25 protein-coding genes are annotated in these 24,272 nt (G+C 37.8%); 18 read left to right on the forward strand and 7 right to left on the reverse strand.

The window, feature by feature from the left end; all coding sequences use genetic code 11:
* Nucleotides 1-120 precede the first annotated feature (120 nt).
* The 15 genes from MHH73_RS02255 (at nucleotide 121) to MHH73_RS02325 (ending at nucleotide 15,585) form a co-directional block, all read left to right on the forward strand.
* The gene (locus tag MHH73_RS02255; protein ID WP_191813597.1) at nucleotides 121-438 is read left to right on the forward strand and encodes a DUF3870 domain-containing protein; all 318 of its coding nucleotides are present in this window, start codon (nucleotides 121-123) and stop codon (nucleotides 436-438) included.
* 154 nt (nucleotides 439-592) lie between these two features.
* Nucleotides 593-1,417: a M55 family metallopeptidase gene (locus MHH73_RS02260; protein ID WP_341064356.1), complete on the forward strand. Its 825-nt coding sequence runs from the start codon at nucleotides 593-595 to the stop codon at nucleotides 1,415-1,417.
* 12 nt (nucleotides 1,418-1,429) lie between these two features.
* The gene (locus MHH73_RS02265) at nucleotides 1,430-2,362 is read left to right on the forward strand and encodes an ABC transporter permease (protein WP_095370874.1); all 933 of its coding nucleotides are present in this window, start codon (nucleotides 1,430-1,432) and stop codon (nucleotides 2,360-2,362) included.
* The gene (locus tag MHH73_RS02270) at nucleotides 2,362-3,315 is read left to right on the forward strand and encodes an ABC transporter permease (RefSeq protein WP_318245469.1); all 954 of its coding nucleotides are present in this window, start codon (nucleotides 2,362-2,364) and stop codon (nucleotides 3,313-3,315) included. The genes MHH73_RS02265 and MHH73_RS02270 overlap by 1 nt, the downstream gene beginning before the upstream one ends.
* A gap of 5 nt (nucleotides 3,316-3,320) precedes the next feature.
* On the forward strand, nucleotides 3,321-4,319 hold the full coding sequence (locus MHH73_RS02275) for an ABC transporter ATP-binding protein (protein ID WP_191813591.1): 999 nt from the start codon (nucleotides 3,321-3,323) through the stop codon (nucleotides 4,317-4,319).
* 70 nt (nucleotides 4,320-4,389) lie between these two features.
* Entirely contained in the window at nucleotides 4,390-6,021 is a 1,632-nt protein-coding gene (locus MHH73_RS02280; RefSeq protein WP_341064360.1) for a peptide ABC transporter substrate-binding protein, read from the forward strand.
* 247 nt (nucleotides 6,022-6,268) lie between these two features.
* Complete coding sequence (locus MHH73_RS02285) at nucleotides 6,269-7,195, forward strand: S66 peptidase family protein (RefSeq protein ID WP_341064363.1); 927 nt, start codon at nucleotides 6,269-6,271, stop codon at nucleotides 7,193-7,195.
* Between the two features lie 15 nt (nucleotides 7,196-7,210).
* Nucleotides 7,211-8,314, forward strand: coding sequence for a dipeptide epimerase (locus MHH73_RS02290; protein ID WP_191813585.1), 1,104 nt, complete (start codon nucleotides 7,211-7,213; stop codon nucleotides 8,312-8,314).
* Complete coding sequence (locus MHH73_RS02295) at nucleotides 8,304-9,233, forward strand: C40 family peptidase (protein WP_225230557.1); 930 nt, start codon at nucleotides 8,304-8,306, stop codon at nucleotides 9,231-9,233. The genes MHH73_RS02290 and MHH73_RS02295 overlap by 11 nt, the downstream gene beginning before the upstream one ends.
* Nucleotides 9,223-10,239, forward strand: a complete 1,017-nt coding sequence (locus MHH73_RS02300; protein WP_341064368.1) for an ABC transporter ATP-binding protein — start codon at nucleotides 9,223-9,225, stop codon at nucleotides 10,237-10,239. The genes MHH73_RS02295 and MHH73_RS02300 overlap by 11 nt, the downstream gene beginning before the upstream one ends.
* Nucleotides 10,236-11,018: a serine hydrolase gene (locus MHH73_RS02305; protein ID WP_341064370.1), complete on the forward strand. Its 783-nt coding sequence runs from the start codon at nucleotides 10,236-10,238 to the stop codon at nucleotides 11,016-11,018. The genes MHH73_RS02300 and MHH73_RS02305 overlap by 4 nt, the downstream gene beginning before the upstream one ends.
* Before the next feature lie 538 nt (nucleotides 11,019-11,556).
* Nucleotides 11,557-12,513, forward strand: coding sequence for an ABC transporter permease (locus MHH73_RS02310; protein ID WP_191813579.1), 957 nt, complete (start codon nucleotides 11,557-11,559; stop codon nucleotides 12,511-12,513).
* On the forward strand, nucleotides 12,500-13,456 hold the full coding sequence (locus MHH73_RS02315; protein WP_191813577.1) for an iron chelate uptake ABC transporter family permease subunit: 957 nt from the start codon (nucleotides 12,500-12,502) through the stop codon (nucleotides 13,454-13,456). Before MHH73_RS02310 ends, MHH73_RS02315 begins: the two co-directional genes overlap by 14 nt.
* Nucleotides 13,453-14,223: an iron ABC transporter ATP-binding protein gene (locus MHH73_RS02320; protein WP_191813575.1), complete on the forward strand. Its 771-nt coding sequence runs from the start codon at nucleotides 13,453-13,455 to the stop codon at nucleotides 14,221-14,223. The genes MHH73_RS02315 and MHH73_RS02320 overlap by 4 nt, the downstream gene beginning before the upstream one ends.
* A 339-nt stretch (nucleotides 14,224-14,562) precedes the next feature.
* A complete protein-coding gene (locus tag MHH73_RS02325) occupies nucleotides 14,563-15,585 on the forward strand; it encodes a siderophore ABC transporter substrate-binding protein (protein WP_191813573.1) in 1,023 nt (340 codons plus the stop codon).
* Between the two features lie 579 nt (nucleotides 15,586-16,164).
* Here the strand turns inward: MHH73_RS02325 and MHH73_RS02330 are convergent.
* Nucleotides 16,165-16,740 (reverse strand): TetR/AcrR family transcriptional regulator, encoded by a 576-nt coding sequence (locus MHH73_RS02330; protein WP_318245468.1) that lies wholly within the window; start codon nucleotides 16,738-16,740, stop codon nucleotides 16,165-16,167.
* Nucleotides 16,741-16,933: 193 nt separating this feature from the next.
* On the opposite strand from MHH73_RS02330, the gene MHH73_RS02335 reads away from it, so the two are divergent.
* Nucleotides 16,934-17,668 carry a glucose 1-dehydrogenase gene (locus tag MHH73_RS02335; protein ID WP_191813568.1) on the forward strand — a complete coding sequence of 245 codons (735 nt, stop codon included), beginning with the start codon at nucleotides 16,934-16,936 and terminating at the stop codon, nucleotides 17,666-17,668.
* Nucleotides 17,669-17,710: 42 nt separating this feature from the next.
* Here MHH73_RS02335 and MHH73_RS02340 read toward each other — a convergent pair whose 3' ends face one another.
* Both MHH73_RS02340 and MHH73_RS02345 read right to left on the reverse strand, forming a co-directional pair.
* On the reverse strand, nucleotides 17,711-18,139 hold the full coding sequence (locus MHH73_RS02340; protein WP_341064376.1) for a DUF4395 domain-containing protein: 429 nt from the start codon (nucleotides 18,137-18,139) through the stop codon (nucleotides 17,711-17,713).
* A gap of 280 nt (nucleotides 18,140-18,419) precedes the next feature.
* Entirely contained in the window at nucleotides 18,420-18,842 is a 423-nt protein-coding gene (locus MHH73_RS02345) for an SRPBCC family protein (protein ID WP_341064379.1), read from the reverse strand.
* 161 nt (nucleotides 18,843-19,003) lie between these two features.
* Here MHH73_RS02345 and MHH73_RS02350 point away from each other — a divergent pair, with 161 nt between their 5' ends.
* Nucleotides 19,004-19,456 (forward strand): GNAT family N-acetyltransferase, encoded by a 453-nt coding sequence (locus MHH73_RS02350; RefSeq protein ID WP_341064381.1) that lies wholly within the window; start codon nucleotides 19,004-19,006, stop codon nucleotides 19,454-19,456.
* A gap of 79 nt (nucleotides 19,457-19,535) precedes the next feature.
* Here MHH73_RS02350 and MHH73_RS02355 read toward each other — a convergent pair whose 3' ends face one another.
* The 3 genes from MHH73_RS02355 to MHH73_RS02365 form a co-directional block, all read right to left on the reverse strand.
* Nucleotides 19,536-20,114 carry a pyridoxamine 5'-phosphate oxidase family protein gene (locus tag MHH73_RS02355; RefSeq protein WP_191813562.1) on the reverse strand — a complete coding sequence of 193 codons (579 nt, stop codon included), beginning with the start codon at nucleotides 20,112-20,114 and terminating at the stop codon, nucleotides 19,536-19,538.
* Nucleotides 20,115-20,271: 157 nt separating this feature from the next.
* Nucleotides 20,272-20,718 carry a Dps family protein gene (locus tag MHH73_RS02360; protein ID WP_191813560.1) on the reverse strand — a complete coding sequence of 149 codons (447 nt, stop codon included), beginning with the start codon at nucleotides 20,716-20,718 and terminating at the stop codon, nucleotides 20,272-20,274.
* Nucleotides 20,719-20,815: 97 nt separating this feature from the next.
* Nucleotides 20,816-21,391, reverse strand: a complete 576-nt coding sequence (locus MHH73_RS02365; RefSeq protein WP_341064388.1) for a YqaA family protein — start codon at nucleotides 21,389-21,391, stop codon at nucleotides 20,816-20,818.
* Between the two features lie 122 nt (nucleotides 21,392-21,513).
* Between MHH73_RS02365 and MHH73_RS02370 the strand changes: the two genes are divergently transcribed.
* A complete protein-coding gene (locus MHH73_RS02370) occupies nucleotides 21,514-22,380 on the forward strand; it encodes a sulfite exporter TauE/SafE family protein (RefSeq protein WP_191813556.1) in 867 nt (288 codons plus the stop codon).
* A gap of 157 nt (nucleotides 22,381-22,537) precedes the next feature.
* Here the strand turns inward: MHH73_RS02370 and argS are convergent, their stop codons facing one another.
* Nucleotides 22,538-24,223 (reverse strand): arginine--tRNA ligase, encoded by a 1,686-nt coding sequence (gene argS, locus MHH73_RS02375; RefSeq protein ID WP_445662536.1) that lies wholly within the window; start codon nucleotides 24,221-24,223, stop codon nucleotides 22,538-22,540.
* Nucleotides 24,224-24,272 lie beyond the last annotated feature (49 nt).

Here is a 24,272-nt window from a genome sequence, read left to right on the forward strand (position 1 = left end):
TTGTCAAAGATAGGACGAATGGTTTACAATTCTAAGTAAGGGTCTTATGCATTACAATGAATGTTTATGTTCTTACATAAGCACCTCATGTAATATCCATACTGGCTAGGAGGAAGAATAATGTTTCCGCCAAATACCCTCTATATTATTGGAGAGAGTAAAACCTCTTCTAACAATGCAATTATGCAACAATACAATGGTTTTTTTATTGCCTTTGTGGTTGAGCGAGATTCTGGGAAGATTATTGATGCTGAATGCTCATCAACCATAAGTTTAACTTCAGCTTTCATCCAATCTATTTTCGTTGGGCAAAGTTTGTTGGAGTCGGACTTCTTATTAAATGAAATCGAAACGAGATATTTTGGATCATCGCAGAAAGCCATTATGGTTGCATATCGAAATGCACTTATTAAATATAACCAATTAAAAACGAAATAGCTGCTTTTTCTGTTTATCACAGTTAAAATCCAGCGACTAAAGGCTTCTTTCTTTATGCCTTAGTCGTTGGATTTTTTTTAGTTTCTAATGATGAACTTAAGGTATTTGTAAAATATTTTCAATTTTCTAATAAACATAAGCTGGAGGAGACCAAATGAAATTATATGTGTCAGTCGATATGGAAGGAATTACAGGACTTGCTGATTATACTCAAGTAGATTCAGCTAAAAACAACTATGAACGCGGTCGGAGAATTATGACTGATGAGGCGAACTATGTGATCACAGAGGCCTTCAATCAAGGTTTTGAAGAGGTGCTTGTGAATGATAGTCATTCAAAAATGAATAATTTGATGATTGAATACCTCCATCCAGATACAAGTTTGATCACAGGTGATGTGAAACCCTATTCAATGGTTGAAGGCTTAGATGAATCTTATGCTGGGGCAATTTTTGTCGGATATCATGCCCGCGCTTCCATGAAGGGTGTAATGTCGCATTCTATGTTTTTTAATGTGAGAAATATGTTTATTAATGATGTAGTCGTTGGAGAGTTGGGGTTCAATGCATATGTCGCTGGATACTACGGTGTCCCTGTCATTATGGTGGCTGGTGATGACCAAGCAGCGAAAGAAGCAGAAAGTTTGATTCCTCATATAACGACAGCGGTAGTGAAAGAAACGATTACCCGGTCAGCGGTGAAGTCCCTGACACCAGCAAAGGCGGAGATATTACTAAAAGAAAAGACAGTGCAAGCCATCGAAAATAAAGAAAGGGTAAAACCGCTTGTCCCGCCCGAAAACCCAGTACTTAAAATTGAATTTGCTAATTATGGTCAAGCAGAGTGGGCGGCCTTAATGCCTGGCACTTATTTAGAAGAGGGAACAACCATTGTCCAATTTCAAGCGAAAGACATCTTAGAGGCTTATCGTGCCATGCTTGTCATGACTGAATTAGCTTCGAGAACATCATATTGCTAAGGAGGTGTGTCTATGCTTAAGTACATTGGAAAACGACTCGGGGCGATGGTCATCACCTTATGGGTAATCATCACACTTACATTCTTTCTAATGCATGCTATACCGGGTTCGCCATTTAATAATGAACGTGCGACAAGTGAGGCAGTACAAAGAAACTTAGAAGCATTCTATCATTTAGATGAACCACTATATGTCCAGTATTTTTCTTATATCCAATCTGTCGTTACCTTTGATTTCGGCCCGTCGATTAAAAAGCCGGCGCAATCGGTTAATGATATGCTCGGTCGGGGCTTTCCTGTTTCTTTTGAATTAGGGATGGTGACCCTCATAGTTGCCGTTATATCTGGGATTACCCTCGGTGTGATTGCCGCTCTTAGGCATAATGGCTTTATAGATTACTTAGCCATGACTGTAGCTGTGTTAGGTATTTCCATTCCGAACTTTGTGATGGCAACCATGCTCATTCAGCAACTTGCTGTTAACCTTCCGATTTTCCCTGTTGCAACATGGTCGAGTCCGATGCATATGGTGCTACCGACTTTAGCGCTTGCAACTGGCCCGATGGCAATTATTGCCCGACTTACAAGATCCAGCATGCTAGAAGTGCTAACACAGGATTATATCCGTACAGCAAAAGCGAAAGGTCTGAAACCTGTGACGATTGTTTTCAGGCATGCATTACGGAATGCGCTTTTACCAGTAGTGACGGTGCTAGGTACATTGGCTGCTAGTATTCTTACAGGTACATTTGTGATTGAAAAGATATTTGCCATCCCGGGAATGGGGAAATATTTCGTTGAAAGTATCAATACGCGTGACTATCCAGTCATTATGGGGACTACCGTGTTTTACAGCTCCATATTAATCGTCATGTTATTTCTTGTCGACATTGCTTACGGCATATTAGACCCTAGAATTAAGCTTCATAAAAAGGAGGGGAACTGATGGAAACACAAAAGCAAACAAACGATACATATATGCAAGATATTCCAGATGATTGGTTTTCCCCAAAAGAAAAAGATGAAAGAAAAGCTGAAGCGGTTGTCAGACCGAGTCTTTCTTACTGGCAAGATGCATGGAAAAGGTTATTGAAGAATAAATTGGCTATGTCAGGGCTCGTTTTTCTTGTTCTTTTAACCATTATGTCTTTTGTGGGGCCGTTGATTTCCCCTCATAATGGATCGGAACAAATGCTAGCTAATCAAAACTTAGCACCATCTTCAGAATTTTGGTTCGGGACAGATGAACTGGGTAGAGATGTTTTTACTCGTGTGTGGGAAGGAGCCCAAGTTTCCTTATTTGTCGGTCTTGCTGCAGCACTTATTGACTTTGCCATCGGTGTTGCTTATGGCGGCATCGCTGGATATAAGGGTGGACGCACAGACAATGTAATGATGCGGATTGTTGAAGTATTATACGGTCTTCCTTATTTGTTAGTCGTGATTTTGATTAGTGTGGTCATGGGACCAGGATTATTCACCATCATTTTTGCCCTGTCGATAACAGGTTGGGTAGGAATGGCAAGAATTGTTCGTGGGCAAGTGCTTCAGGTGAAAAACTATGAATTTGTGATGGCATCGAAAACCTTTGGTACGAAAACAGGGAGGATCATTCGCAAAAACTTACTTCCGAATACAATGGGGCCGATAATCGTTCAGATGACTTTAACAGTTCCATCAGCTATTTTTGCTGAAGCCTTTCTTAGTTTCTTAGGCTTAGGGATTCAACCCCCACTAGCTAGTTGGGGTTCGATGGCTAATGATGCACTCACTTCCATATTAACTGGAGATTGGTGGAGACTGTTCTTCCCAGCGCTATTTATTAGTTTAACGATGTTTTCATTTAATGTGTTAGGTGATGGTTTGCAAGACGCTTTGGATCCTAAGTTAAGGAGGTAACAAACATGGAGAAAATACTTGAAGTGGAAGATCTGCATGTCACGTTTAAGACGTATGGCGGAGAAGTAAAAGCGGTAAGAGGTGTTACCTTCGACTTAAATAAAGGAGAAACATTAGCCATTGTTGGTGAATCAGGTTGTGGGAAAAGTGTGACCTCACAAAGTATTATGAGGCTCATCCCTTCACCACCAGGAAAGATTGCGTCTGGTGCGATTCGGTTTAAAAATAAAGATCTCGTGAATATCTCGGAAAAAGAAATGAGAACTGTACGCGGGAAGGATATTTCAATGATTTTCCAAGATCCGATGACGGCATTAAACCCGACATTAACTGTAGGAAAGCAACTAATAGAAGGGATTATACAACATGATGGCTCAACGAAAGAAAAGGCGAGAAAACGAGCACTGGATATGTTGAACCTCGTCGGTATTCCTGATGCAGAAATGCGTATGAAGAACTACCCTCATGAATTTAGTGGGGGGATGAGACAACGGCTGATGATTGCCATTGCCCTAGTATGCGAGCCGGAAATTCTTATTGCTGATGAACCAACAACAGCTTTGGATGTAACAATCCAAGCACAAATACTCGATTTATTTAAAGAAATACAAAAGAAGACGGATGTATCTATTATTTTGATTACACATGATTTAGGTGTTGTCGCCCAAGTAGCTGACCGCATTGCCGTGATGTATGCTGGTAAAATTGTTGAGGAAGGCACAAGGAGAGAAATTTTTTATCAACCCCAGCATCCTTATACGAAAGGGTTGTTGCAATCTGTGCCGCGACTCGATCTCATTGGTGGGGAGCTGGTTCCTATTTTAGGTTCACCACCCGATTTATTTTCACCACCGGTTGGTTGTCCATTTACAGCAAGATGTGATTTTGCTATGGAAGTATGTGATAAGGTCATTCCGCGTGAAAAGCAACTTTCCAATACACATAAGGTTGATTGTTGGTTGCAAGATGAAAGGGCACAAAAATTAAAAATGATGGTCAAGTAAGCAGTATGAATATTTATCAGCTGAAATGGCTGAAAATATATAATTTTATAAAGATGAAGGGGGAAATATGATGAAGAAGCTATTCTCACTTGTATTATTACTAGTTTTCACTCTTGTTCTATCTGCTTGTACAGCGAATGAGGAGGCAGGGAAGGAAAAAGACGGTGAAACAGGTGGAGGAGAAGAGGCGGAAGAAAAAGTATTGTATATGAATAATGAGCAAGAGCCCACTTCTTTTGACCCGCCAATTGGTTTTGATAATCTATCATGGGCAGGGTTAAATAATTTAATGGAAGGATTAACTAGATTAGGAGAGGATCATCAACCAGCGCCGGCTATAGCTGAGAAATGGGATGTTTCTGAAGATGGAACCACTTATACTTTCCATTTGAGAGATGATGCGAAATGGTCGAATGGCGATGATGTTACAGCTGGCGATTTTGTTTATGCTTGGAAAAGGCTATTAAATCCTGATACAGGTTCACCAGCAGCCTTTTTAGGTTATTTTATTGAAGGTGGAGAAGCCTTTAATAATGGTGATGGTTCAGCTGATGATGTCCAAGTGAAAGCAATCGATGAGAAAACTTTTGAAGTGAAATTAACGAGTCCTCAAGCTTATTTCTTAAGTGTGATTACAAACCCAGCGTTCTTCCCGATTAATGAAAAAGTAGCTGAAGAAAATCCAAAATGGTTCGCAGAAGCTGATTCATATGTTTCAAATGGTCCTTTCAAGTTAACAGAATGGCAGCATGATAGCCATTTTGTAATGGAGAAAAATGAGAATTACTGGGATGCAAGTAATGTGAAGTTAGACAAGGTACACTGGGCGATGGTAAATGATACAAATACAGAGTATCAAATGTACCAATCAGGTGAATTAGATGTCACACAAGATATACCTTCTGATTTAAGCGAACAATTATTTGCAGATGGAACAGCACAAATGACAGAACAGGCAGGGGACTATTTCTACCGTTTTAATGTCACGATGGAGCCTTTCCAAAATGAGAATATACGTAAAGCGTTTGTTATGGCTGTCAATCAAAAAGAAATTGTCGACTATATAACAAAAAGTGGCGAAGAACCTGCATATGGGTTTGTGGCATATGGATTTAAAGACCCATCAGGGAAAGATTTCCGCGAAGTGAATGGTAATTTAGTAGAAACAGATATAGAAAAAGCAAAAGAGTTGTTAGCTAAAGGAATGGAAGAGGAAGGTTATGATACTCTTCCTGAAATCACTTTAACATATAGTACTAGTGATGATCACAAAAAAATGGCAGAAGCGATCCAACAAATGCTTAAAGAAAACTTAGATGTGAATGTGAAATTGGCGAATATGGAATGGAATGTCTTTTCAGAAGAGCAAACAGCCCTTAAGTTTCAATTCTCTAGAAGTTCTTTCTTAGCTGACTATGCCGATCCCATTAACTTCCTAGAAAATTTCCAAACAGGACATTCTATGAACCGTACAGGTTGGTCTAATGAAGAATATGACAAATTGATTAAAGATGCTAAGAACGAAGCAAATGAAGAAAAGCGTTTTGCAATGATGTATGAAGCAGAGAAAATCCTTTTTGAAGAAATGCCGATTATGCCGATTCATTTCTACAATCAAGTGTATTTACAAAATGAAGATGTAACTGGTATTGTTCGCCATCCAGTAGGCTATATCGAATTGAAATGGGCAGATAAAAAGTAGTTTCATTAAGATATGATATTTTAAGGTTAGGTGAGCCCTTTCGGGGGTTCACTCTTCCCTTATAGTAAGGAAATGAAAGGTGAAAAAGCTCTTATACTTCGACAATATTTCCTGAGAAATAAATAGATTGATGTCTAGTTTTGCCTAATCACGCATGAAAGATTGCTTGTGTTGATATGTAGTAATGAAATAACCGAATACAGATACGCATATATTGAAGTAATGTCAATGAAAAGGATGTGGGGAAATGATCATCAAACCGGCTAGATTACGTATGGGGGATACAGTCGGAGTAATCGCACCTGCAAGCCCACCAAACCAAGAAAACTTAAAACGTTCATTTGCTTTTTTAGAGAAAGAATTAGGATTGAAAATAAAGCTCGGCCAGTCGCTCTTTGAGCAATACGGTTATTTAGCTGGACCGAATGAGAATAGATTAAAAGATTTACATACGATGTTTGCTGATAAGGAAGTCAAAGCCATTATCTGTGCAGGAGGTGGCTATGGAACAGCTAGAATTGCTGGTGATATTGATTATCATATGATCGCTGAAAATCCAAAGGTTTTCTGGGGCTATAGTGATATTACTTTTCTCCATACAGCTATTCGACAAAAGACAGGATTAGTTACTTTTCATGGACCGATGTTAGCATCAGATATCGGCTCAGAGCAAGAGGATCAAACGTTATCAAAGTCTTTTATGAAGCAAATAATGGAACCAGAAGATAGGATTTATCCGAAGACATTGGGGAGTCTTGAGACAATCGTTTCAGGAGTAGCAGAAGGTGACATTGTCGGTGGCAATCTGTGTTTGCTTACTAGCACAATAGGAACTGCATTTGAGATTGATACGAAGGATAAAATTATCTTAATCGAAGATATTCATGAAGAGCCGAGAGCGATTGACCGCATGCTGAATCAATTATATATGGCCGGGAAGCTCCAACAAGCAGCCGGATTCGTTATTGGGAATTTTAAGCATTGTACGCCTGAAAGAGAACAATCATTATCACTGGATGAAGTGTTAGATCACTATTTTAAACTTATCGGAAAGCCAACAGTTAAAGGCTTCATGATTGGTCATTGTACACCGCATTTCTCTTTACCGCTTGGTGTGCCTGCAAAACTTAATGCCGATACACAAGATTTAACGATTGAACATGGAGTTTTATAAAGGTGGATGTCAAATATGAAAATCAAAAGAATTGAGACACATCGCGTAGCTATACCACTCATAAAGCCATTTAAAACCGCGCTGCGCACAGTTTATACAGCTGATAGTGTCATTATCAAAATAATATGTGATAACGGAATAGTGGGTTGGGGAGAAGCGCCACCAACAGCTGTCATTACAGGTGATACGATGGGAAGTATTGAAGCGGCTATTAACGAAGTGATGGCACCGAATCTAATGAATAAGGATTTTTCCCAATATGAACAAATGCTTTCGACCGTCCAAACGGCAATAGTTGGTAATGCAAGTGCAAAGGCAGCAATCGATATGGCTATCTATGATTGCTTATCACAATTATGTAAGTTACCACTCTACCAATTTTTAGGTGGATATACGCATGAAATAGAAACCGATTATACAGTAAGTGTAAATGGCCCAGAGGAAATGGGAGAAGATGCTGTAAACTATGTGCAACAAGGGTTTGATGTATTAAAAATCAAGGTAGGAAAAGATAGTATTGCCACTGATATTGAGCGTATTAAAGAGGTGCGCCGTAGAATTGGTAATAAGATTAAGTTAAGACTAGATGCTAATCAAGGATGGGGCAAGAAGGAAGCCATTTTTGCTATTCGAAAACTGGAAGATTTAGATTTAGGCATTGAGTTAGTTGAGCAACCAGTGAAAGCTTGGGATATCGACGGCTTAAAACAAGTAACAGATCATGTTGATACATTAATCATGGCCGATGAAAGTATTTTTACACCGAGGCAAGCGTTGGAAGTCGTAAAAAACCGTAGTGCAGATTTAATTAATATTAAGCTGATGAAGGCTGGTGGGATTTATCAGGCGCAGATGATCAATCAATTGGCAGAAGCGAGCGGGATAGAATGCATGGTTGGTAGCATGATTGAAACGAAAGTAGGTATTACTGCTGCCGCTCATTTTGCTGCAAGCAAAAGAAATATTACGCGATTTGACTTTGATGCCCCATTAATGATGGCGAAAGATATCGTCGATGGTGGTATTCAATATAAAAGCAAAAAGATCACATTTCCTAACGAATCGGGTTTAGGCATTAGAGATGTAGATATTAAAGGAGGGGTCTCTCTTGGCAAATAAATGGATTACGAATGTTCCTGTCGCTACGTTATGGACGAATGCCCAATCTCCTAGAGTAATAGATGAGAAAGGTATCAAGGAAAATCCTGATCTTGATGCTTGGATTGCATCACTAGATTACGAGAAAGCTTTAGAGCTATGTGATGCCAATCTCGTACAATCACAACTTTTATATGGTGAAGAAGTCGTCGTGTTAGAAGAGACAGATGAATGGTTTCATGTGGTTGTACCGACTCAGCCTTCCTCCAAACATAGTGGTGGTTACCCTGGTTGGGTACCGAAATGTCAAATGGTAGCTTGTGAAAACTGGGATGTCATACAAGGGCCGATTGCTGTGGTCACTGCGGAAAAAGCCCAATTAACGAAAACAAATCAAGTGCTCACGCTAAGTTACTTAACAATCTTACCATTTATTTCAGAAAAAGGTGAGTTGGTTCGTGTACAAACACCTGACGGGGAAGGGGTTTTAGAGCGGAGTGACGTTGAGATTTTTTCTTCTCGATCTGATTGGTCAGTGAAAGATGGTGAGAAAGTGATTGAAGCAGCTGAACAATTTCTCGACTTACCGTATTTTTGGGGTGGGATGAGTAGCTACGGTTATGATTGTTCTGGATTAAGTTATACTGCGTGTAAAGCGAATGGTGTCATCATACCAAGAGATGCGCATGATCAATCTGTTGAAGGCGAAGAAGTTTCGCTTGATTCCTTACAACGTGGTGACCTTCTATTCTTCGCTTATGAAGAAGGGAAAGGAGCACTGCACCATGTCGGTATTTATTATGGGGATGGTAAATTGCTGCATTCACCAAAGACGGGAAAGAATGTTGAGATTATCCCACTGGCGGGGACAGTATACGAGAAAGAATTAATGGCAGCAAGGCGTTTTTGGAAAAAAGGGGAAGATTCACATGCAAGCTGAAACGATATTATCGGTCCAACAATTAAAGAAGCATTTTCAATTAGGGAAAGATCGCGTATTAAAAGCTGTTGATGGCGTTTCTTTTGACATAAAAAAAGGAGAAACTTTCGGGATTGTTGGCGAGTCAGGTTGTGGTAAATCGACGGCAGGCAGAACAATCATTGGCTTATATGATCGTACGGATGGAGAGGTTTTATATGGTGGTAAAAATATTCATGATATGAATGAAAGAGAGAAATTTCAATTCCATCGCAAAATGCAAATGATTTTCCAAGATCCATATGCGTCATTAAATCCTCGTTCAACTGTACAAGAGATTATTTCTGAACCGATGGAAGTTCAAGGACTTTATCAAAATAGAAAAGAACGACTAGAACGGGTGTATCAATTACTTGAGGATGTCGGGTTAAATCGAGATCATGCAAACCGCTATCCTCATGAATTTAGTGGGGGACAACGGCAAAGGATTGGTATTGCTAGAGCACTCTCTTTGGATCCAGAATTTATTATTGCTGATGAACCTATCTCAGCATTAGATGTATCTGTACAAGCGCAAGTTGTGAATCTATTAAAAGATTTACAAAAGAAAAAAGGCTTAACCTACCTTTTTATCGCCCATGATTTGTCCATGGTTAAGCATATTAGTGATCGAATCGGTGTGATGTATTTAGGTCATTTAGTAGAGTTAACTTCAAGTGAAAACCTTTATCAGAAACCTTTACACCCATATACGCAAGCACTTCTATCAGCAATCCCTATACCTGATCCTGATGTAGAGGATAGGCGGGAACGAATTATTTTAAAAGGAGAATTGCCAAGTCCAGTCAATCCACCGAGTGGCTGTGTGTTTCGGACGAGATGTCCACATGCTATGGAAGTCTGTGCGACACAAGCTCCTGTTTGGCAAGAAGTGGATGAAAAACATTTTGTCGCTTGCCACTTATATAATGAAGACATTCAAGACGGTAAGAATGGTAAGCAAGCAGCGGCATCGAGAGAATCATGAATAAATTTGAGTTAATGAAACAGGCTGTTGAAGCGTTATTACAGCAACATCGTATAGATGCAGCTGTACATATAGAAACAGATGAAGGTATTTTATCAGTCAATCCCCATCAAGTGTTTTCATCAGCCAGCTTAATAAAGGTGCCCATTTTATTAACAGCATTTAATGAAGTGGAAAAAGGTCGCTTGCACTTGGAAGAAGAAGTAAAGGGGGGAATTCTCGTAGACGGGGCAGGGGTATTGTCTGCTCTATCATCGAATTCTTCCTTTACATGGCAAGACATACTGACATTGATGATGATTGTCTCAGATAATAGTGCAACAAATTGGATCATTGAGCGATTGGGGATGGAGACAATCAATCGTTTGATTGAAAGCTTAGGTTTAGAACAAACGTGTTTAAACAGAAAAATGATGGACTTTCAAGCGATTGAAAAAGGCATAAATAATGTAACAAGTGCTTACGATATGGTTCAATTGCTTAAAGTATTGAAAAACAAGCAGCGATGGGCGAAGGAAAGCTTCATAATTATGGATCAGATCATGACGAAACAACAATTCACATTATTGACGGCAGAGTTAGAGGAAGAGAGCTACTCTAAGGTTAGCTATGGAAGTAAAAGTGGCTCACTACTAGGTATTCAACACGATTGTGCGTATTTTTATCATGAAAATAAGTATGTGCATGCAGCTATTTTAACAGCCAATTTACCTAATCAATTGATTGGTAAACAACTTATTGGTGAAATAGGTATGGCCATTAAAAGGTATATCATATAGTTGTTGCTACCAATTAGGCTCCGAAACACATTCCACCTTCAACTAGTGATGAATGTGTTTCGGCGTTTTTGTTTAGGTCAATGAGGGCTGTAAGTTTGTTTAGGATTTGGCACTCGATTTTTTGTGACGGAAAAGTTGTAGAGGAGCAATTGCTACACTGGTTAAGCGTTTTAGTTGGACACCCGCCTCGCTTCACAGAGAGCTCAAACTTATCCACGAACCAATCTTACGAAAAAGCCCCTAAGTACATCCATCCTTTGAAAAAATCCTGCTTAAGTAAGTGATGTACCAAAAAAATTTCAATAAATAGGCGTACGACTATAGTATTGTATATAGATTTAAATCTGCAATATGTATTCTTTTTCCGAAATAGTAATATACATGCCTATTTAAATTTACATTTATCAAACCATTCCTCCTTTCTATGGGAATTCGCGGTTGTTTTAGGTTTTTTTATACTATATAATAATAAATGGACTTAGATTGATAATCATTTTCAGTTGTCATGATGAGAATAAACAGATAATGAGGTTTACATATGAGAATATGGATGTTGATCGTTGCAGCTATAGTCCTGTCATTTATATCACTATTTATCGGTGCTATTGATATTAAACCAATGGATTTGCTAGATTGGGAGTCTGATGAAACACAAATTTTCCTGATTAGTCGAGTACCTAGATTAATAGCGATTATTTTGGCTGGTGCAGGAATGAGTATCGCTGGTTTGATTATGCAAAGTTTGAGTAGAAATAAATTTGTTTCCCCGACAACAGCGGGAACGTTAGATGCTGCTAAGCTAGGTATTATGATTTCCATGCTATTCTTTACAAACGTAACGTATACTCAGCAAGTTCTTTTTAGCTTTGCCTTTGCGCTTGTCGGTACGATGGTATTTATGCAAATACTTGATCGTATCAAATTTAAAGATGTTATATTTGTTCCTCTAATTGGAATTATGTACGGGAATATTTTGTCTTCTGTTACCACTTTTTTTGCGTATGAAGCGGATGTTCTACAAAATATATCTTCATGGTTAATGGGGAGCTTTACTCTAGTAATCTCTGGCCGTTATGAACTTTTATATGTAAGTATACCTGTATTCATTTTAGCGTATTTATATGCTAATAAATTTACTGTTGCAGGTATGGGAGAAGAATTTGCGAAAAATTTAGGGTTGAGCTATAAATGGGTTTTAAATATCGGTCTCATCCTTGTTGCTATCATTGCTACGACTGTTGTACTAACTGTCGGTGTCATTCCATTCTTAGGCTTAATTGTACCTAATATTGTGTCTTTATATATGGGAGATAATCTCCGAAAAACGATTCCACATACGGCTCTTTTAGGCGTTGTGTTCTTATTAATCTGTGATATTATTGGGCGCATTGTGATCCACCCTTATGAGATACCGGTGAACGTAACAGTTGCGGTAATCGGTAGTGTCATCTTCTTAATTATGTTATTTAGGGGGAGAGCATATGCGAAAAAATAGTACGAAATTAATCGTTTTGGCAGTCATATCTATCGTTTGTATTTTACTGTACGGTTTTTACGATATAAAAGGTGGGTTTGATTATGCTTTCCCAAGGCGTATGATTCGTGTGGCAGCTATGGTGGTTACCGGTGTTGCAATTGCTTATTCTACAGTTGTATTCCAAACAATCACTAATAATCGAATCTTAACTCCTTCTGTGATGGGAATCGATTCCATGTATGAAGTGGTTCAGACGTTGATTTACTTCTTCGCGGGTTCGATGTCGATATGGGTATTAAACAAGTATTTGAATTTTGGTGCAGCCATTTGTGCCATGGTCATTTTTGCCTTATTGTTATACCGCTTCTTATTCAGAGCTGATAAACACCCGATTTACTTACTTTTATTAATTGGGATGATTATTGGTACACTACTTGGTAGCTTGGTGACATTCTTACAAGTAATGATTGATCCTGTTGAATATTTAAGTTTACAAAGCAAGTTATTTGCAAGTTTTACAAATGTAAAAGCAGACTTATTACTAATTGCTTTTGGCATACTATTAGTTGCTTTTATATACGGATATTTCATTATGGATAAATTGGATGTTATGTCGCTTGGGCGTGAAAATGCGATTAACCTGGGCATTAACTATGATCGTATGGTTATGAATGTATTAATTCTATCATCAGTCTTGATTGCCACTTCTACTGCGTTAGTTGGACCAATTACATTCTTTGGACTGATTGTTGCTAACTTGTCTTATCAATTCTTATCGTCATATAAACACTCTACGCTCATACTCGGTGCTAGTTTAATTAGTATCATCGCCTTAGTCGGAGGACAATTCCTGGTTGAGCATGTATTTGAATTGAAGACAACATTAAGTGTTATCATTAACTTTATTGGTGGTATTTACTTCATCTATTTATTATTAAAAGAAAGTAGGTCAGCCGGATGATTGAAATAAAAGGATTAACGAAACGTTTTAATAAAAAACCTGTTGTTGAAGACGTTACAGTGACAATTCAGCCAGGGACCATTACTTCTTTTATCGGACCGAATGGTGCAGGAAAATCAACACTTCTTTCGATGGTGAGTAGATTGTTAGAAGCAGATACAGGAGAGGTATTGCTTGATCAAAATGATGTGAAGAAATGGAAGTCTAATGAATTTGCGAAGCGCGTTTCGATTTTAAAGCAAGCCAATCATATTAATGTCAGGTTAACAGTGAGAGATCTTGTAGAGTTTGGAAGATATCCCTATTCTAAAGGCAGATTAAATGACGCTGATAAGAAATTTGTTGATCAGGCAATTGACTATATGAATCTTTCAGACATGCAGGATAAGTTTTTAGACGAGTTATCAGGTGGGCAAAAGCAGCGAGCTTTTATTGCTATGGTTATTGCACAAGATACCGATTATGTCTTACTTGATGAGCCGTTGAATAACTTGGATATGAAACACTCTGTCCAAATTATGAAGATTCTTCGTAAATTAGTTGACGATCTTGGAAAAACCGTCATCATTGTGTTGCATGATATTAATTTTGCCTCTGTATATTCCGATCGGATAGTTGCATTAAAAGACGGTAAAGTAGTCAAGAATGGACGGACTGAAGAGATTATTAATTCGGTCGCATTACGAGAAATTTATGATATGGATATTCCTATTCAAGAGCAAGATGGTTGCCGTATATGTGTATATTTTAATTCGCAAATCTCTTGATAAAATTCCTTATAGGACGGGTTACTATCACCCCTTTCTATAAGGAATTAAATATCAAACAAATGCATAATTATACATGTTTGTGCTTATTTTTATGAATAGCTTTTTTTATGTTAGCAAATGTTAAAAATCTAATTTTGACAAGAGTTTCGGGAGATGAAATAAATGGTGAGTAGAATAATTAATTTCCGTTTATAGCATTTTCTCCTAAAAAAATTCAAAATAATTATGCAAATGGTATTGACGATTTGTGTAAATCAATTTATAATGATTATTGTTATCAGTGATAATGATTATCATTGCTAATAAGAGATTAAACAATAGGGAGAGGTCATACATATGAAGAAATGGAAGTTAGCTAGTATTTTTCTAGCGCTTGTTTTAATGCTTGCTGCCTGTGGTTCTAATGATGATACTACTGAAAATGCAGACAAATCAGAAGATAAACAAACTGAAAATAATGCAGCAGAAGGTTCTGCTTATCCAATGACTGTGTCTCCGACTGTTGCTTCAACTGAAAGTCGTGATGCCGGGACAACAGTTAACTTTGAAGATGTAGAATTTGAAAGTATGCCTGAAAAAATTGTTGTTTTTGACTACGGTTTCTTAGATACACTAGATGCACTTGGAGTTGAAGGGATAGTTGGTTTACCTCAAGAATCTACATTACCTTCTCACTTAGAGGCTTATGCATCTGATGAATACACAAATGTTGGTTCTTTAAAAGGTCCTCTTTTAGAAGATATTGCTGAACTTGATCCAGACGTTATCTTTATTTCTGGTCGTCAATCAGCATTTTATGAAGAATTAAAAGAAATTGCACCTGTTGTATTCGTAGGTACTAGCGAAGATGCTTATTGGGATACATTCCAAAATTCTGTTGACGTAGCTGCAAAAATGTTTGATAAAGAAAAAGAAGCAGAAGAATATCTTGCAAAATATGATACAGCACTTGAAGAAATTAACGAGTTAGCTGGCAACTATGAAACTTCTCTAGTGACTATGTACAATGAAGGAAAACTTTCTGGATTTGCTGAAAACTCTCGTTTTGCTTATATCTATGATGTATATGGTTTCAAACCAGTTACACAAGATATCGAATCTTCATCTCACGGTTCAAACTTCGGTTTCGAAGCGATTCTAGAATTTGACCCAGAAGTATTATTTGTTATCGACCGTACAGCGGCTGTAGATGGTAACTCTAATATCGAAAAAGATCTTGAAAACGATATTATTAAGAAAACACAAGCGTACAAAAATGATCGTGTCATCTACCTTGATGGTGCACTTTGGTACCTAAGTGGTGGCGGCTTACAATCTGAGCTTGCTAAAATCGAAGAAGTATTAGCTGAATTAAAATAATCTGCTGTTCAAGTAAGCGATTATCCTATAAGAAAAAGAAGCATTCTTAAAAAGGTGCTTCTTTTTTGTTTTAAGTACAAGTTTTATGTGTGTCCGAAGGAGTTTGTGCGTTCATCGAAGAGGGGGAGAACCAAAGATAGCGGAGTAAAGAGGAATTGCTCGTGCATCTAGAGTGAAAGAATCAAAGATAGCAGAACAAAGCGGATTTGCTCGTGCAACGAGAGTGAAGGAAACAAAGATAGCGTAACAAAATAGGTTTGCTCGTACATCGAGAAAAAAAGAATTAAAGATAACTAAGTAAAGGTGCCTTTATATAATCAATCCCCAATAAAACGAAAGTTAACTAATGCTTCCTTTTGTTCTGTGTTAATGGGCTTAGTGCCAGTTAACGCGATGAAAAACCCCCATTTTCCATTTCTCATAGATTGTTAAACAGTCACAACTAAAGAAAATAGAATGGGCAACAATTGTTGCACCACCCATAGATGTATAACAGTGAACGCTCTTTATTAACATATCAATGTGGAATAATAATATCAAAATATATAGAGAAATCTATGTATAGCCTAAGTGTTTATTTTATTTAACAATGGCCTCTCCCAAGCTTGTTGAGTGAAGGAAGGAAAGTCTTTTAGCCATTTCTTCAGGCGTTGTTTGGAAGTCTTCTTTTATCCAAAAGATAAACAGTCCTAAAAGGGCGTATGTTTCATAGAAATTAATCGCTTCTATATCAAACCATATCTCTTCTTTCAATTGTAACTCACTGCGACTAATGCTAGTAATGGTTTCGCAAAAATGGTTTTGAGAACCTGGTATCACTTCGCCAACCAACATAAGGGAGAAGACGAATTGATTTTTTTGTACGTATTCGAAGATTGGGACATTTCGTGTTGGGTCAGATAATAAGAAGCTTTTTTTTCCTTTAAAGCTATCGCGGAAATATTGGGCGAGTTGTTCTAGGTAGTCTTGAAATATGTCCTCTAATAAATGAGAGCTATCTTTATAATGCGAGTAAAATGTCACACGATTACAATTGGCAACTTTAGATATTTCTGTTATTGAGATCTCTTTAAAGTCTTTTTCGGCTAACAGTTGTAACATGGCACTTTTTAAATTCTTACGTGTTCGCAAGACTCGACGGTCTTCTTTTACCACAATGACTACCACCTTTCATACTGTGTCTTAATAAAGAGTATAACATGAAAAATAGAGCGATAAGCAAATACTATTTTCATACTCGAAACATTTGTTTTGACAACTCATTAAAATTCTGTTAATTTACATATGTAGTATAAAAGATGACAATTTTCCTATTTTCAACATTGATAGATTTGAGGAGGAGTTATACATGGCAAGATTAGAAGGTAAAATAGCAATTATTACTGGGGCGGCTCAAGGAATGGGTGCGGCGCATGCGCGTCTTTTTATTGAAGAAGGGGCCAAAGTAGTCATTACTGATTTAAACACAGAAAAAGGTGAGGCTGTTGCCAAGGAATTAGGTGAAAATGCTTTATTCGTAAAACAAAACGTGACAACCGAACAAGACTGGGCAACTGTTGTAGCTAAAGCAGAAGAAGTATTCGGTCCTGTTAATGTGTTGGTAAATAATGCGGGTATTACCATGTCTAAATCATTACTTGAAACGACTGAAGAAGAATACCGTCGTATTGTAGATATTAACCAAGTATCTGTTTTCTTAGGAATGAAAGCGGTTATTCCTTCCATGCAAAAAGCAGAAGGTGGCTCTATCGTTAACATTTCATCTATGAATGGTATTGTTGCTGGTGCAGTGGGTTATACAGATACGAAATTCGCTGTTCGTGGGATCACAAAAGCCGCAGCAATGGAATGCTCTCATTATGGTATTCGTGTAAACTCTGTACATCCTGGAGTAATTGAGACACCAATGATTGTCCAAGAAGATACGAAAGCACAAGTAGAAGAGTTCGCTAAACATATTCCACTTAAACGTATGGCAAAACCTGAAGAAGTGTCTAACCTTGTATTATATTTAGCATCAGATGAATCAAGCTATTCAACAGGTTCTGAATTCATCGTTGATGGTGGATTAACTGCAATGTAATAAATTCAAGAAAAAAGCGGGGTCATATTGACCTCGCTTTTTTTAACGCAAAGAGCGTCTATATTTATATTGATTGTATTGAAAGTGAATAAAACAGCCAATACAAAAGCCACAAAGAGCAATCGTTGCTGCTAATCCGACAATAATGGCGAACGAGTATGATAGTATTGTCCATCCAATGATTGAGCTAATCCATGCAATACTTAAACATACGACAGCAATTAACTGATTAAATTGTTGTTGCTCTTTATCTTCAGGTATATAAGAGGATAAAGGTTTTTTGAGAAATTTTTTAGCTATCATCATCACCGGATTATTCCCTGTTAGTAAGCCCATCAAGCCAGCAAGTAAAGGAATAAGCAAAATGAAGAATTGCCCTGTAATCAATGTGGCGATTACACTTAAGGTGATTACCCACTGATTTGTTTTAACGAGAGGACGTGGAATAGAAGTGATTTGTTGGTTGTTCATTCTAAAAACCAACCTTTCCAATGTGTTTTGTTCATTATATCATGGAATTTAGTTGATTATACCTAATTTCGCCTCTTTATCCCTTCTACCTTTTTATCATTCTTGATCATAAACTCAGCATTGTTCATAATCATGCAGTCATTAGGTTCATATGATAGATGTTTTCTCTGTGGCATCAGAGAGAATATGCAGATGTTTGGCTACAGCCGTGCGACTGATTGAAAAATGAGCAAGAACATCTGATCAGCAATGGCCTAAGAAACGTCGTACTTGATTGCTGTCATGATTGCTCTATTGCCATCCTTAAACGTTTTTGCACGATCGCTTCCCAGCCGATATTCATACGTTCACGAATTATTTCGCTTTTTTCGTTTGGTTTAGTAAGAATGGTACCAGCTTCTTTCCAGCCACTATGAATGAGTGTGAATTTTGTTCCATTGTCTACTTCTGCTAATAAAAAGGTGACAACCCATCCGTCAGTATCCCAAGAGAAAGATAATTTATTGGGTTCATCAATTTCTAGTACGCGGCATGGTGAAGGGCCAAACGGAGATTGTACTTCAAATGCGATTCCCTCTATTGCTTGAAAGTTATTCGGCATAAACCATTCTGCAATTCCCTTACTAGTTGCTACATGCTGCCATACTGTATTTATTGGTGCATTTAAAATGATAGATTGTTGAATATCCTTTAATTCATTCATCTAATTACCCCCTTAGCAAAGATCAGCCCTTATCGTTTTTTTGATAATATAACACCAAAAAGTTTTATGTCAATCAATAATCAAATTGAATGGTAAGTCTTCGTTTATTTGTTATTTTAAAGCGAAGATGAGGGAAGTAAGATAAGAGAGGAGGTGTTGGTATGATTATCTTTCGAGAGGCAAAAAGAGAGGATTTAGAAAGAATTGTTCAATTATTAGCAGATGATATGTTAGGAACAGGGAGAGAAGATGTGTCCATCCCCCTGCATCAGGCTTATGAGCAGGCGTTTGAAGCGATTAGCAAAGATAAACATAATGAATTAATAGTAGCAGAATGGGATGAGAAGGTTGTCGGTGTTTGTCAATTGACCTATATCCCTTATTTAACCTATCGTGGATCCTGGAGAGCAATCATTGAAGGTGTCCGCATAGCAAGTGAATTTAGAGGAAAAGGTTTTGGTGAAGCCCTTATAAAAGAGGCCATAGTTAGAGCGAAAGAAAAAGGAGTGCTGCTCGTACAATTAACAACAGATAAGCAACGCTCTAAAGCGAAACATTTTTATGAGAAAATAGGGTTTAAAGCAACGCATGAGGGGATGAAGTTGGAATTGTAAATCTGGGGTGTACTGAAAAATAATGAGGTTCCTCCTAAAAGATCATTTCAGCAGGAACCTATAAACCTATTAAAAAAAATTATACTTTTTCTATAACATTTGTAGCAATATGTGCAGCGAACATTTCCGCGGGTGAAGGAAGGTCCTCTTTTGCAAGCCAAGTTTCAGGCTTCCAAATACCGGCTCGGTTAAATGAGTTAGCGCAATGGAGGAAACACTCTTCAACTTCCACAGCGATTCCTAAGAGAGGTGCCTTTCCTTTATCGGCCATTTTAGCTAAGATATCTTCATCTTGAATAATTGCAGCTTTTCCGTTAATTCTTAATGTTTCATTTAATCCAGGAATGATAAATAATAATCCAACATGTGGGTTCTTTAATATGTTGTGCATACTATCTAATCTTCTGTTACCAGGTCTATCAGGTATAACTAGATGCTTTTCATCTAACACTTGTACAAACCCGGGATAATCTCCACGTGGTGAATTATCACATTGCCCATCTTTATTCGTTGTTGCTAAAAAAAGAAACGGTGAACGAGCAAGAAAGTCTTTGCAATGTTCGTCGATTACAGTAATGACCTTATTAGCAGCGGCTTTACTTGGGGGAGTGAATAGCGCTTTTAATTCTTCTTCTGATTGAATGACTTTTTTGAACATTTGTTGCCTCCTTTAACTGAGATGTCGTTAGTTGTCTTGTATTCATTATAAAGGGCAACACTTAAATAAAAAAGAAGCGATTGGTGAATCGACTGAAAAACTTTAGTCGAACTCGTTCGCTTCTTTGTTTATATCTATTAAATTTACATGAAACCTCTTAACCTAGATAAGCGTTAAGCATCCAAATATGTTTATCTACTGCATTTATTAAGCCCACAGCATAATCTTCGATAGCCGGCTCGTTTTCATCATCGGCTAAATGTATTATTTCTTTTAATTCGGCACGTAGTTGTTGATAATCACCGATCAAACTTTCAACCATTTTTTGCGCAGATTGTTCTTGGAGGTTTTCTTGAAGTGTCGCTACCTCAAGATATTCTTTCAATGAAGCGACTGGTTTGCCACCGATTGTTAGAAGGCGTTCAGCCATTTCATCGACTACCTCAGCTGCCTCATTATATAACTCTTCAAATTTCTCATGTAGTGTAAAAAAGTGTGGACCTGTAACATACCAATGATAGCGATGTAGTTTCGTATAAAGTAGGCTCCAGTTAGCAACTTGTGTATTTAGTGCAGCGTTTAATTTTGTATCTAATGTAATCATTATTTACTCATCTCCTCAAGAATGTTTTGTCTTAATTACATTATAACTGATTTAAAATTAAAATCAATACTTAATTATAATAATTATAAATAAGGAATTACTTTAATCTATTTTTGATATATTGTGTTGTGATGAAGCTAATAATAATGAGTATAGCCATATAAATGGTTAGCGCTGAAAAGTGCTCTTTTATGAAAGGTACAGCCTTATCGCCTAATTGGCGGATGAGAAAGGCTTCAAAATAAAATCTTGCTCCTCTTCCAATCGTTGCCCATAAGACGACGGTCTGTATTTTCACTTTTGAGATGCCAGATAAAATCGTAAATATTTTAAAAGGTAAAGGCGTAAAGGCAGAGATCAGAATCGCCAATGGACCAAGTTTTTGAAAGTAATGTTCTACTTTCATAATTTGTTGTTCTTTAAAAAGTAATCGTAGGACAGGCCGGCCAATCCGCAAGCCAATATACCAGCCAAAGATAGCACCGACAACAGAAGCAAATGTAGTGAGAAAGGCGTACCAATACACATGCTCGCTATTTGCTAGTCCCATCGGAATCAAAAGTAAATCAGGAGGGAGGGGAAAGAAAGAAGAGTCAGCGAACGAGACAAAAAACAGTCCAAACACACCATATTCCAATAACCATTCTTTAAGAAGATGTAAAGTTTCTTGCATATATGAAAACCCCTTTTTTAAGATTGAGTGGTTTGTCCTTTAGAAATTATATGTACACTTTTTCTTTTCATTACTATGGGGTATGATGGGGATGGTTGTTTGCATAGAAAGGTGATGGAATTGTGGAATTGATATTGTTTTTTCTACTAGGTGCCTTAATCAGTGTGTTGTCAGGTTTTTTTGGCATCGGTGGAGGGTTTATATTAACCCCATTATTAATGCTCCTTGGACTTGCTCCTATTGAGGCAATTGCGACAAGTTTGTTATTTACCATTGGGAGTTCATCTTCTGGGATTATCGGTCATATAAAATTAAAAAACATTCATTGGAAAGCGGGGGTTATTATAGGGGTGAGCGGGATCGTTGCTACTCAAATTGCCCATCCTTTTGTTGTGTTTTTGGATGCTTATCAGTTAGATGAGTGGGCGATCCCCGCTATGTATATTGTGCTGCTTTCTTTCTTTTCTGTTCAAATGTTTAAGAAGAAAAGTGCGCAGCAAGTAACGAATCATGAAGTTCAACCTTCCATTTTAAAAATGGTTTTAATCGGCTTGTTTGCAGGGTTTGTTTCCACTTCCTTAGGTGTAGGAGGAGGGTTTATTATTGTACCAATGTCGATTGCCTTTTTAGGTATGTTACCTAAGAAAGCGGTAGGAACGAGTTTGTTTGCGGTACTATTTATCGTTTCAGCAGGTTTCTTATCCTATGCATTCACTGTAGAAATCAATTATTTTATGGGGATATTCTTACTTGCTGGTGGGCTAATAGGTTCTCAATTCGGAGCTAGATCAACTGATGTTTTCGACAACAAAGAAATAACTACACTACTAGCATTTCTATACTTAACGACGATTTTGAGTGTGGCCTTAAAGGCATTTGAACAAAATGTTTTCGGATTAATCATCGTTATTCTCTATCTTCTCTACTTTTTCACTGTGCTAGGAAAAAGGCATATTACGCATTGGCGAGAAGAAAAAGGGTACTCTTAAACAGGGAAAATACAGGGGAGGCGGAGTTTAGCGTGGAAATTAAGTACGATGAGGTAAGCCAGTTTGTGGTTCCTTCCTGATAGAGTGCATTTTCCAATTGCCTACAGTCAACAAAGTAGCTCCCAATTATTAAGGGAGCTTGGTACACAAGGTGGGATTACATCTTCTGTGGTGCTTTCATACCAAGTAAATGCAGACCATCAGTTAAGATGATTGTTACTGCTTTTACAAGACCGAGCCTCGAAGATAAATGTTCATCTTCATGAAGGATTTTTTCGTTAGCGTAGTATTTGTTAAAGCTTTGTGCAAGCCGAATTAAGTATTTGGCAATGATGGACGGTGCTGATTTTTCTTGGGCAAGGACGAGCTTATTTGGATAAAGGGATAAAAGTTTTGCTACTTGCCAAGCGTATGCACTTGATAAACCTTCTATTTGATAAGTTTGTTGCCGACTTTTGTGTAAAATAGATTGTGCTCTTGCTTGGGTATACTGTACATACGGACCTGTTTCACCTTCAAATGTTAACATGTCTTCTAAAGAAAACTCTATTTGTTTCATTCGTTCATTTTTTAAATCGTGGAAAATGATTGCTCCTACACCAACAGCTTTAGCTACCTCCTCTTTGTTCTTTAGATGAGGATTTTTTTGATCGATATTCTCAGCTGCCAACTGTATGGCATCTTGTAAAACTTCCTCTAATAATATGACGCGACCTTTTCTTGTTGACATCTTCTTACCTTCTTGCAAATACAACCCAAATGGGATGTGATGGATATGTGCCGCCCACGAATGTCCCATTTTAGATAATACAGCTTTGACTTGTTGGAAGTGAATGGACTGCTCTGGACCGACGATATAGAGTGCCTCGTCAAATTGATATGTTTGTTTACGATAAATGGCTGCCGTAATATCACGTGTTGCATAAAGAGTTGCGCCATCCGATTTCTTAATTAAGCAAGGAGGTAGATTTTCCTCTGATAAGGGAACGATCTCTGCTCCATCAGAGGTGTATAGCAAGTCCGAGTGTTGCAGTGTGTCGACAATCGCGTTCATTTGCTTGTTGTAAAAGGCCTCCCCGTGATTAGAATCAAAAGAGACGCCAAGCAGTTGATAGGTTTTCTCGAATTCTTTTAAAGATTCGTCTCTAAACCAAGACCAAAGTTGCTTTGCCTCCTCATCGTCAAGTTCAAGTTTTCTGAACCAAGCTCTTGCTTCTTCATGCAAATGGGGATGTTCCTCAGCTTTCTTGTGAAATTTCACATATAATTGAAGTAATTCCTTAATTGGCTCCTTTTTAATTAAAGCTTCGTTTCCCCAATGTTTATAGGCAGTAATGAGTTTGCCAAATTGTGTACCCCAGTCGCCTAAATGATTAATCTTAACTGTGTCATATCCATGCTTTTCTGCTATAAGTGCAAGGGAATGACCAATGACTGTCGAACGAAGATGCCCCATCGAGAATGGTTTAGCGATATTTGGGCTGGAGAAGTCTAATACGATTGTCTTACCTTTACCGATTCCTGACTGTCCGTAATTCTCTCCTTGATGTAGGACTGCTTGTATAATGAGTTGACTGATTGCCTTTTTATTTAGAAAAATATTTACATATGGCCCCACTGCTTTAACATGATCGATCCATTCATGAGTTAGCTTTGTTGTTAAGGCTTTTGCCACTAGACTTGGGTTTTCTTTATCAATCTTTGCTAGTGCAAAACATGGGAAAGAGAGGTCGCCATGTTCGGGTATTTTAGGGGTTTCTAACAAGCGTCGAATCTCACCTTCACTTAAGGTGTAATTTGTTGCAACTTGAATACAGGAACTGATTGTCTTTTTCATATCTATCACCTTTTTCACCTCCAAAAATAAAGAAGAACACAAAAAAGCCCGTCTC

Source organism: Cytobacillus sp. FSL K6-0265, assembly GCF_038003465.1.
GTDB classification, from domain to species: Bacteria; Bacillota; Bacilli; order Bacillales; family Cytobacillaceae; genus Cytobacillus; species Cytobacillus stercorigallinarum.

Bases quoted from the DNA above. Each gene is read 5' to 3' on its own strand.
- MHH73_RS02255 (WP_191813597.1), top strand. From the start codon at position 121: ATGTTTCCGCCAAATACCCTCTATATTATTGGAGAGAGTAAAACCTCT.
- MHH73_RS02260 (WP_341064356.1), top strand. From the start codon at position 593: ATGAAATTATATGTGTCAGTCGATATGGAAGGAATTACAGGACTTGCT.
- MHH73_RS02265 (WP_095370874.1), top strand. From the start codon at position 1,430: ATGCTTAAGTACATTGGAAAACGACTCGGGGCGATGGTCATCACCTTA.
- MHH73_RS02270 (WP_318245469.1), top strand. From the start codon at position 2,362: ATGGAAACACAAAAGCAAACAAACGATACATATATGCAAGATATTCCA.
- MHH73_RS02275 (WP_191813591.1), top strand. From the start codon at position 3,321: ATGGAGAAAATACTTGAAGTGGAAGATCTGCATGTCACGTTTAAGACG.
- MHH73_RS02280 (WP_341064360.1), top strand. From the start codon at position 4,390: ATGAAGAAGCTATTCTCACTTGTATTATTACTAGTTTTCACTCTTGTT.
- MHH73_RS02285 (WP_341064363.1), top strand. From the start codon at position 6,269: ATGATCATCAAACCGGCTAGATTACGTATGGGGGATACAGTCGGAGTA.
- MHH73_RS02290 (WP_191813585.1), top strand. From the start codon at position 7,211: ATGAAAATCAAAAGAATTGAGACACATCGCGTAGCTATACCACTCATA.
- MHH73_RS02300 (WP_341064368.1), top strand. From the start codon at position 9,223: ATGCAAGCTGAAACGATATTATCGGTCCAACAATTAAAGAAGCATTTT.
- MHH73_RS02305 (WP_341064370.1), top strand. From the start codon at position 10,236: ATGAATAAATTTGAGTTAATGAAACAGGCTGTTGAAGCGTTATTACAG.
- MHH73_RS02310 (WP_191813579.1), top strand. From the start codon at position 11,557: ATGAGAATATGGATGTTGATCGTTGCAGCTATAGTCCTGTCATTTATA.
- MHH73_RS02315 (WP_191813577.1), top strand. From the start codon at position 12,500: ATGCGAAAAAATAGTACGAAATTAATCGTTTTGGCAGTCATATCTATC.
- MHH73_RS02320 (WP_191813575.1), top strand. From the start codon at position 13,453: ATGATTGAAATAAAAGGATTAACGAAACGTTTTAATAAAAAACCTGTT.
- MHH73_RS02325 (WP_191813573.1), top strand. From the start codon at position 14,563: ATGAAGAAATGGAAGTTAGCTAGTATTTTTCTAGCGCTTGTTTTAATG.
- MHH73_RS02335 (WP_191813568.1), top strand. From the start codon at position 16,934: ATGGCAAGATTAGAAGGTAAAATAGCAATTATTACTGGGGCGGCTCAA.
- MHH73_RS02340 (WP_341064376.1), bottom strand. From the start codon at position 18,139: ATGAACAACCAACAAATCACTTCTATTCCACGTCCTCTCGTTAAAACA.
- MHH73_RS02345 (WP_341064379.1), bottom strand. From the start codon at position 18,842: ATGAATGAATTAAAGGATATTCAACAATCTATCATTTTAAATGCACCA.
- MHH73_RS02350 (WP_341064381.1), top strand. From the start codon at position 19,004: ATGATTATCTTTCGAGAGGCAAAAAGAGAGGATTTAGAAAGAATTGTT.
- MHH73_RS02355 (WP_191813562.1), bottom strand. From the start codon at position 20,114: ATGTTCAAAAAAGTCATTCAATCAGAAGAAGAATTAAAAGCGCTATTC.
- MHH73_RS02360 (WP_191813560.1), bottom strand. From the start codon at position 20,718: ATGATTACATTAGATACAAAATTAAACGCTGCACTAAATACACAAGTT.
- MHH73_RS02365 (WP_341064388.1), bottom strand. From the start codon at position 21,391: ATGCAAGAAACTTTACATCTTCTTAAAGAATGGTTATTGGAATATGGT.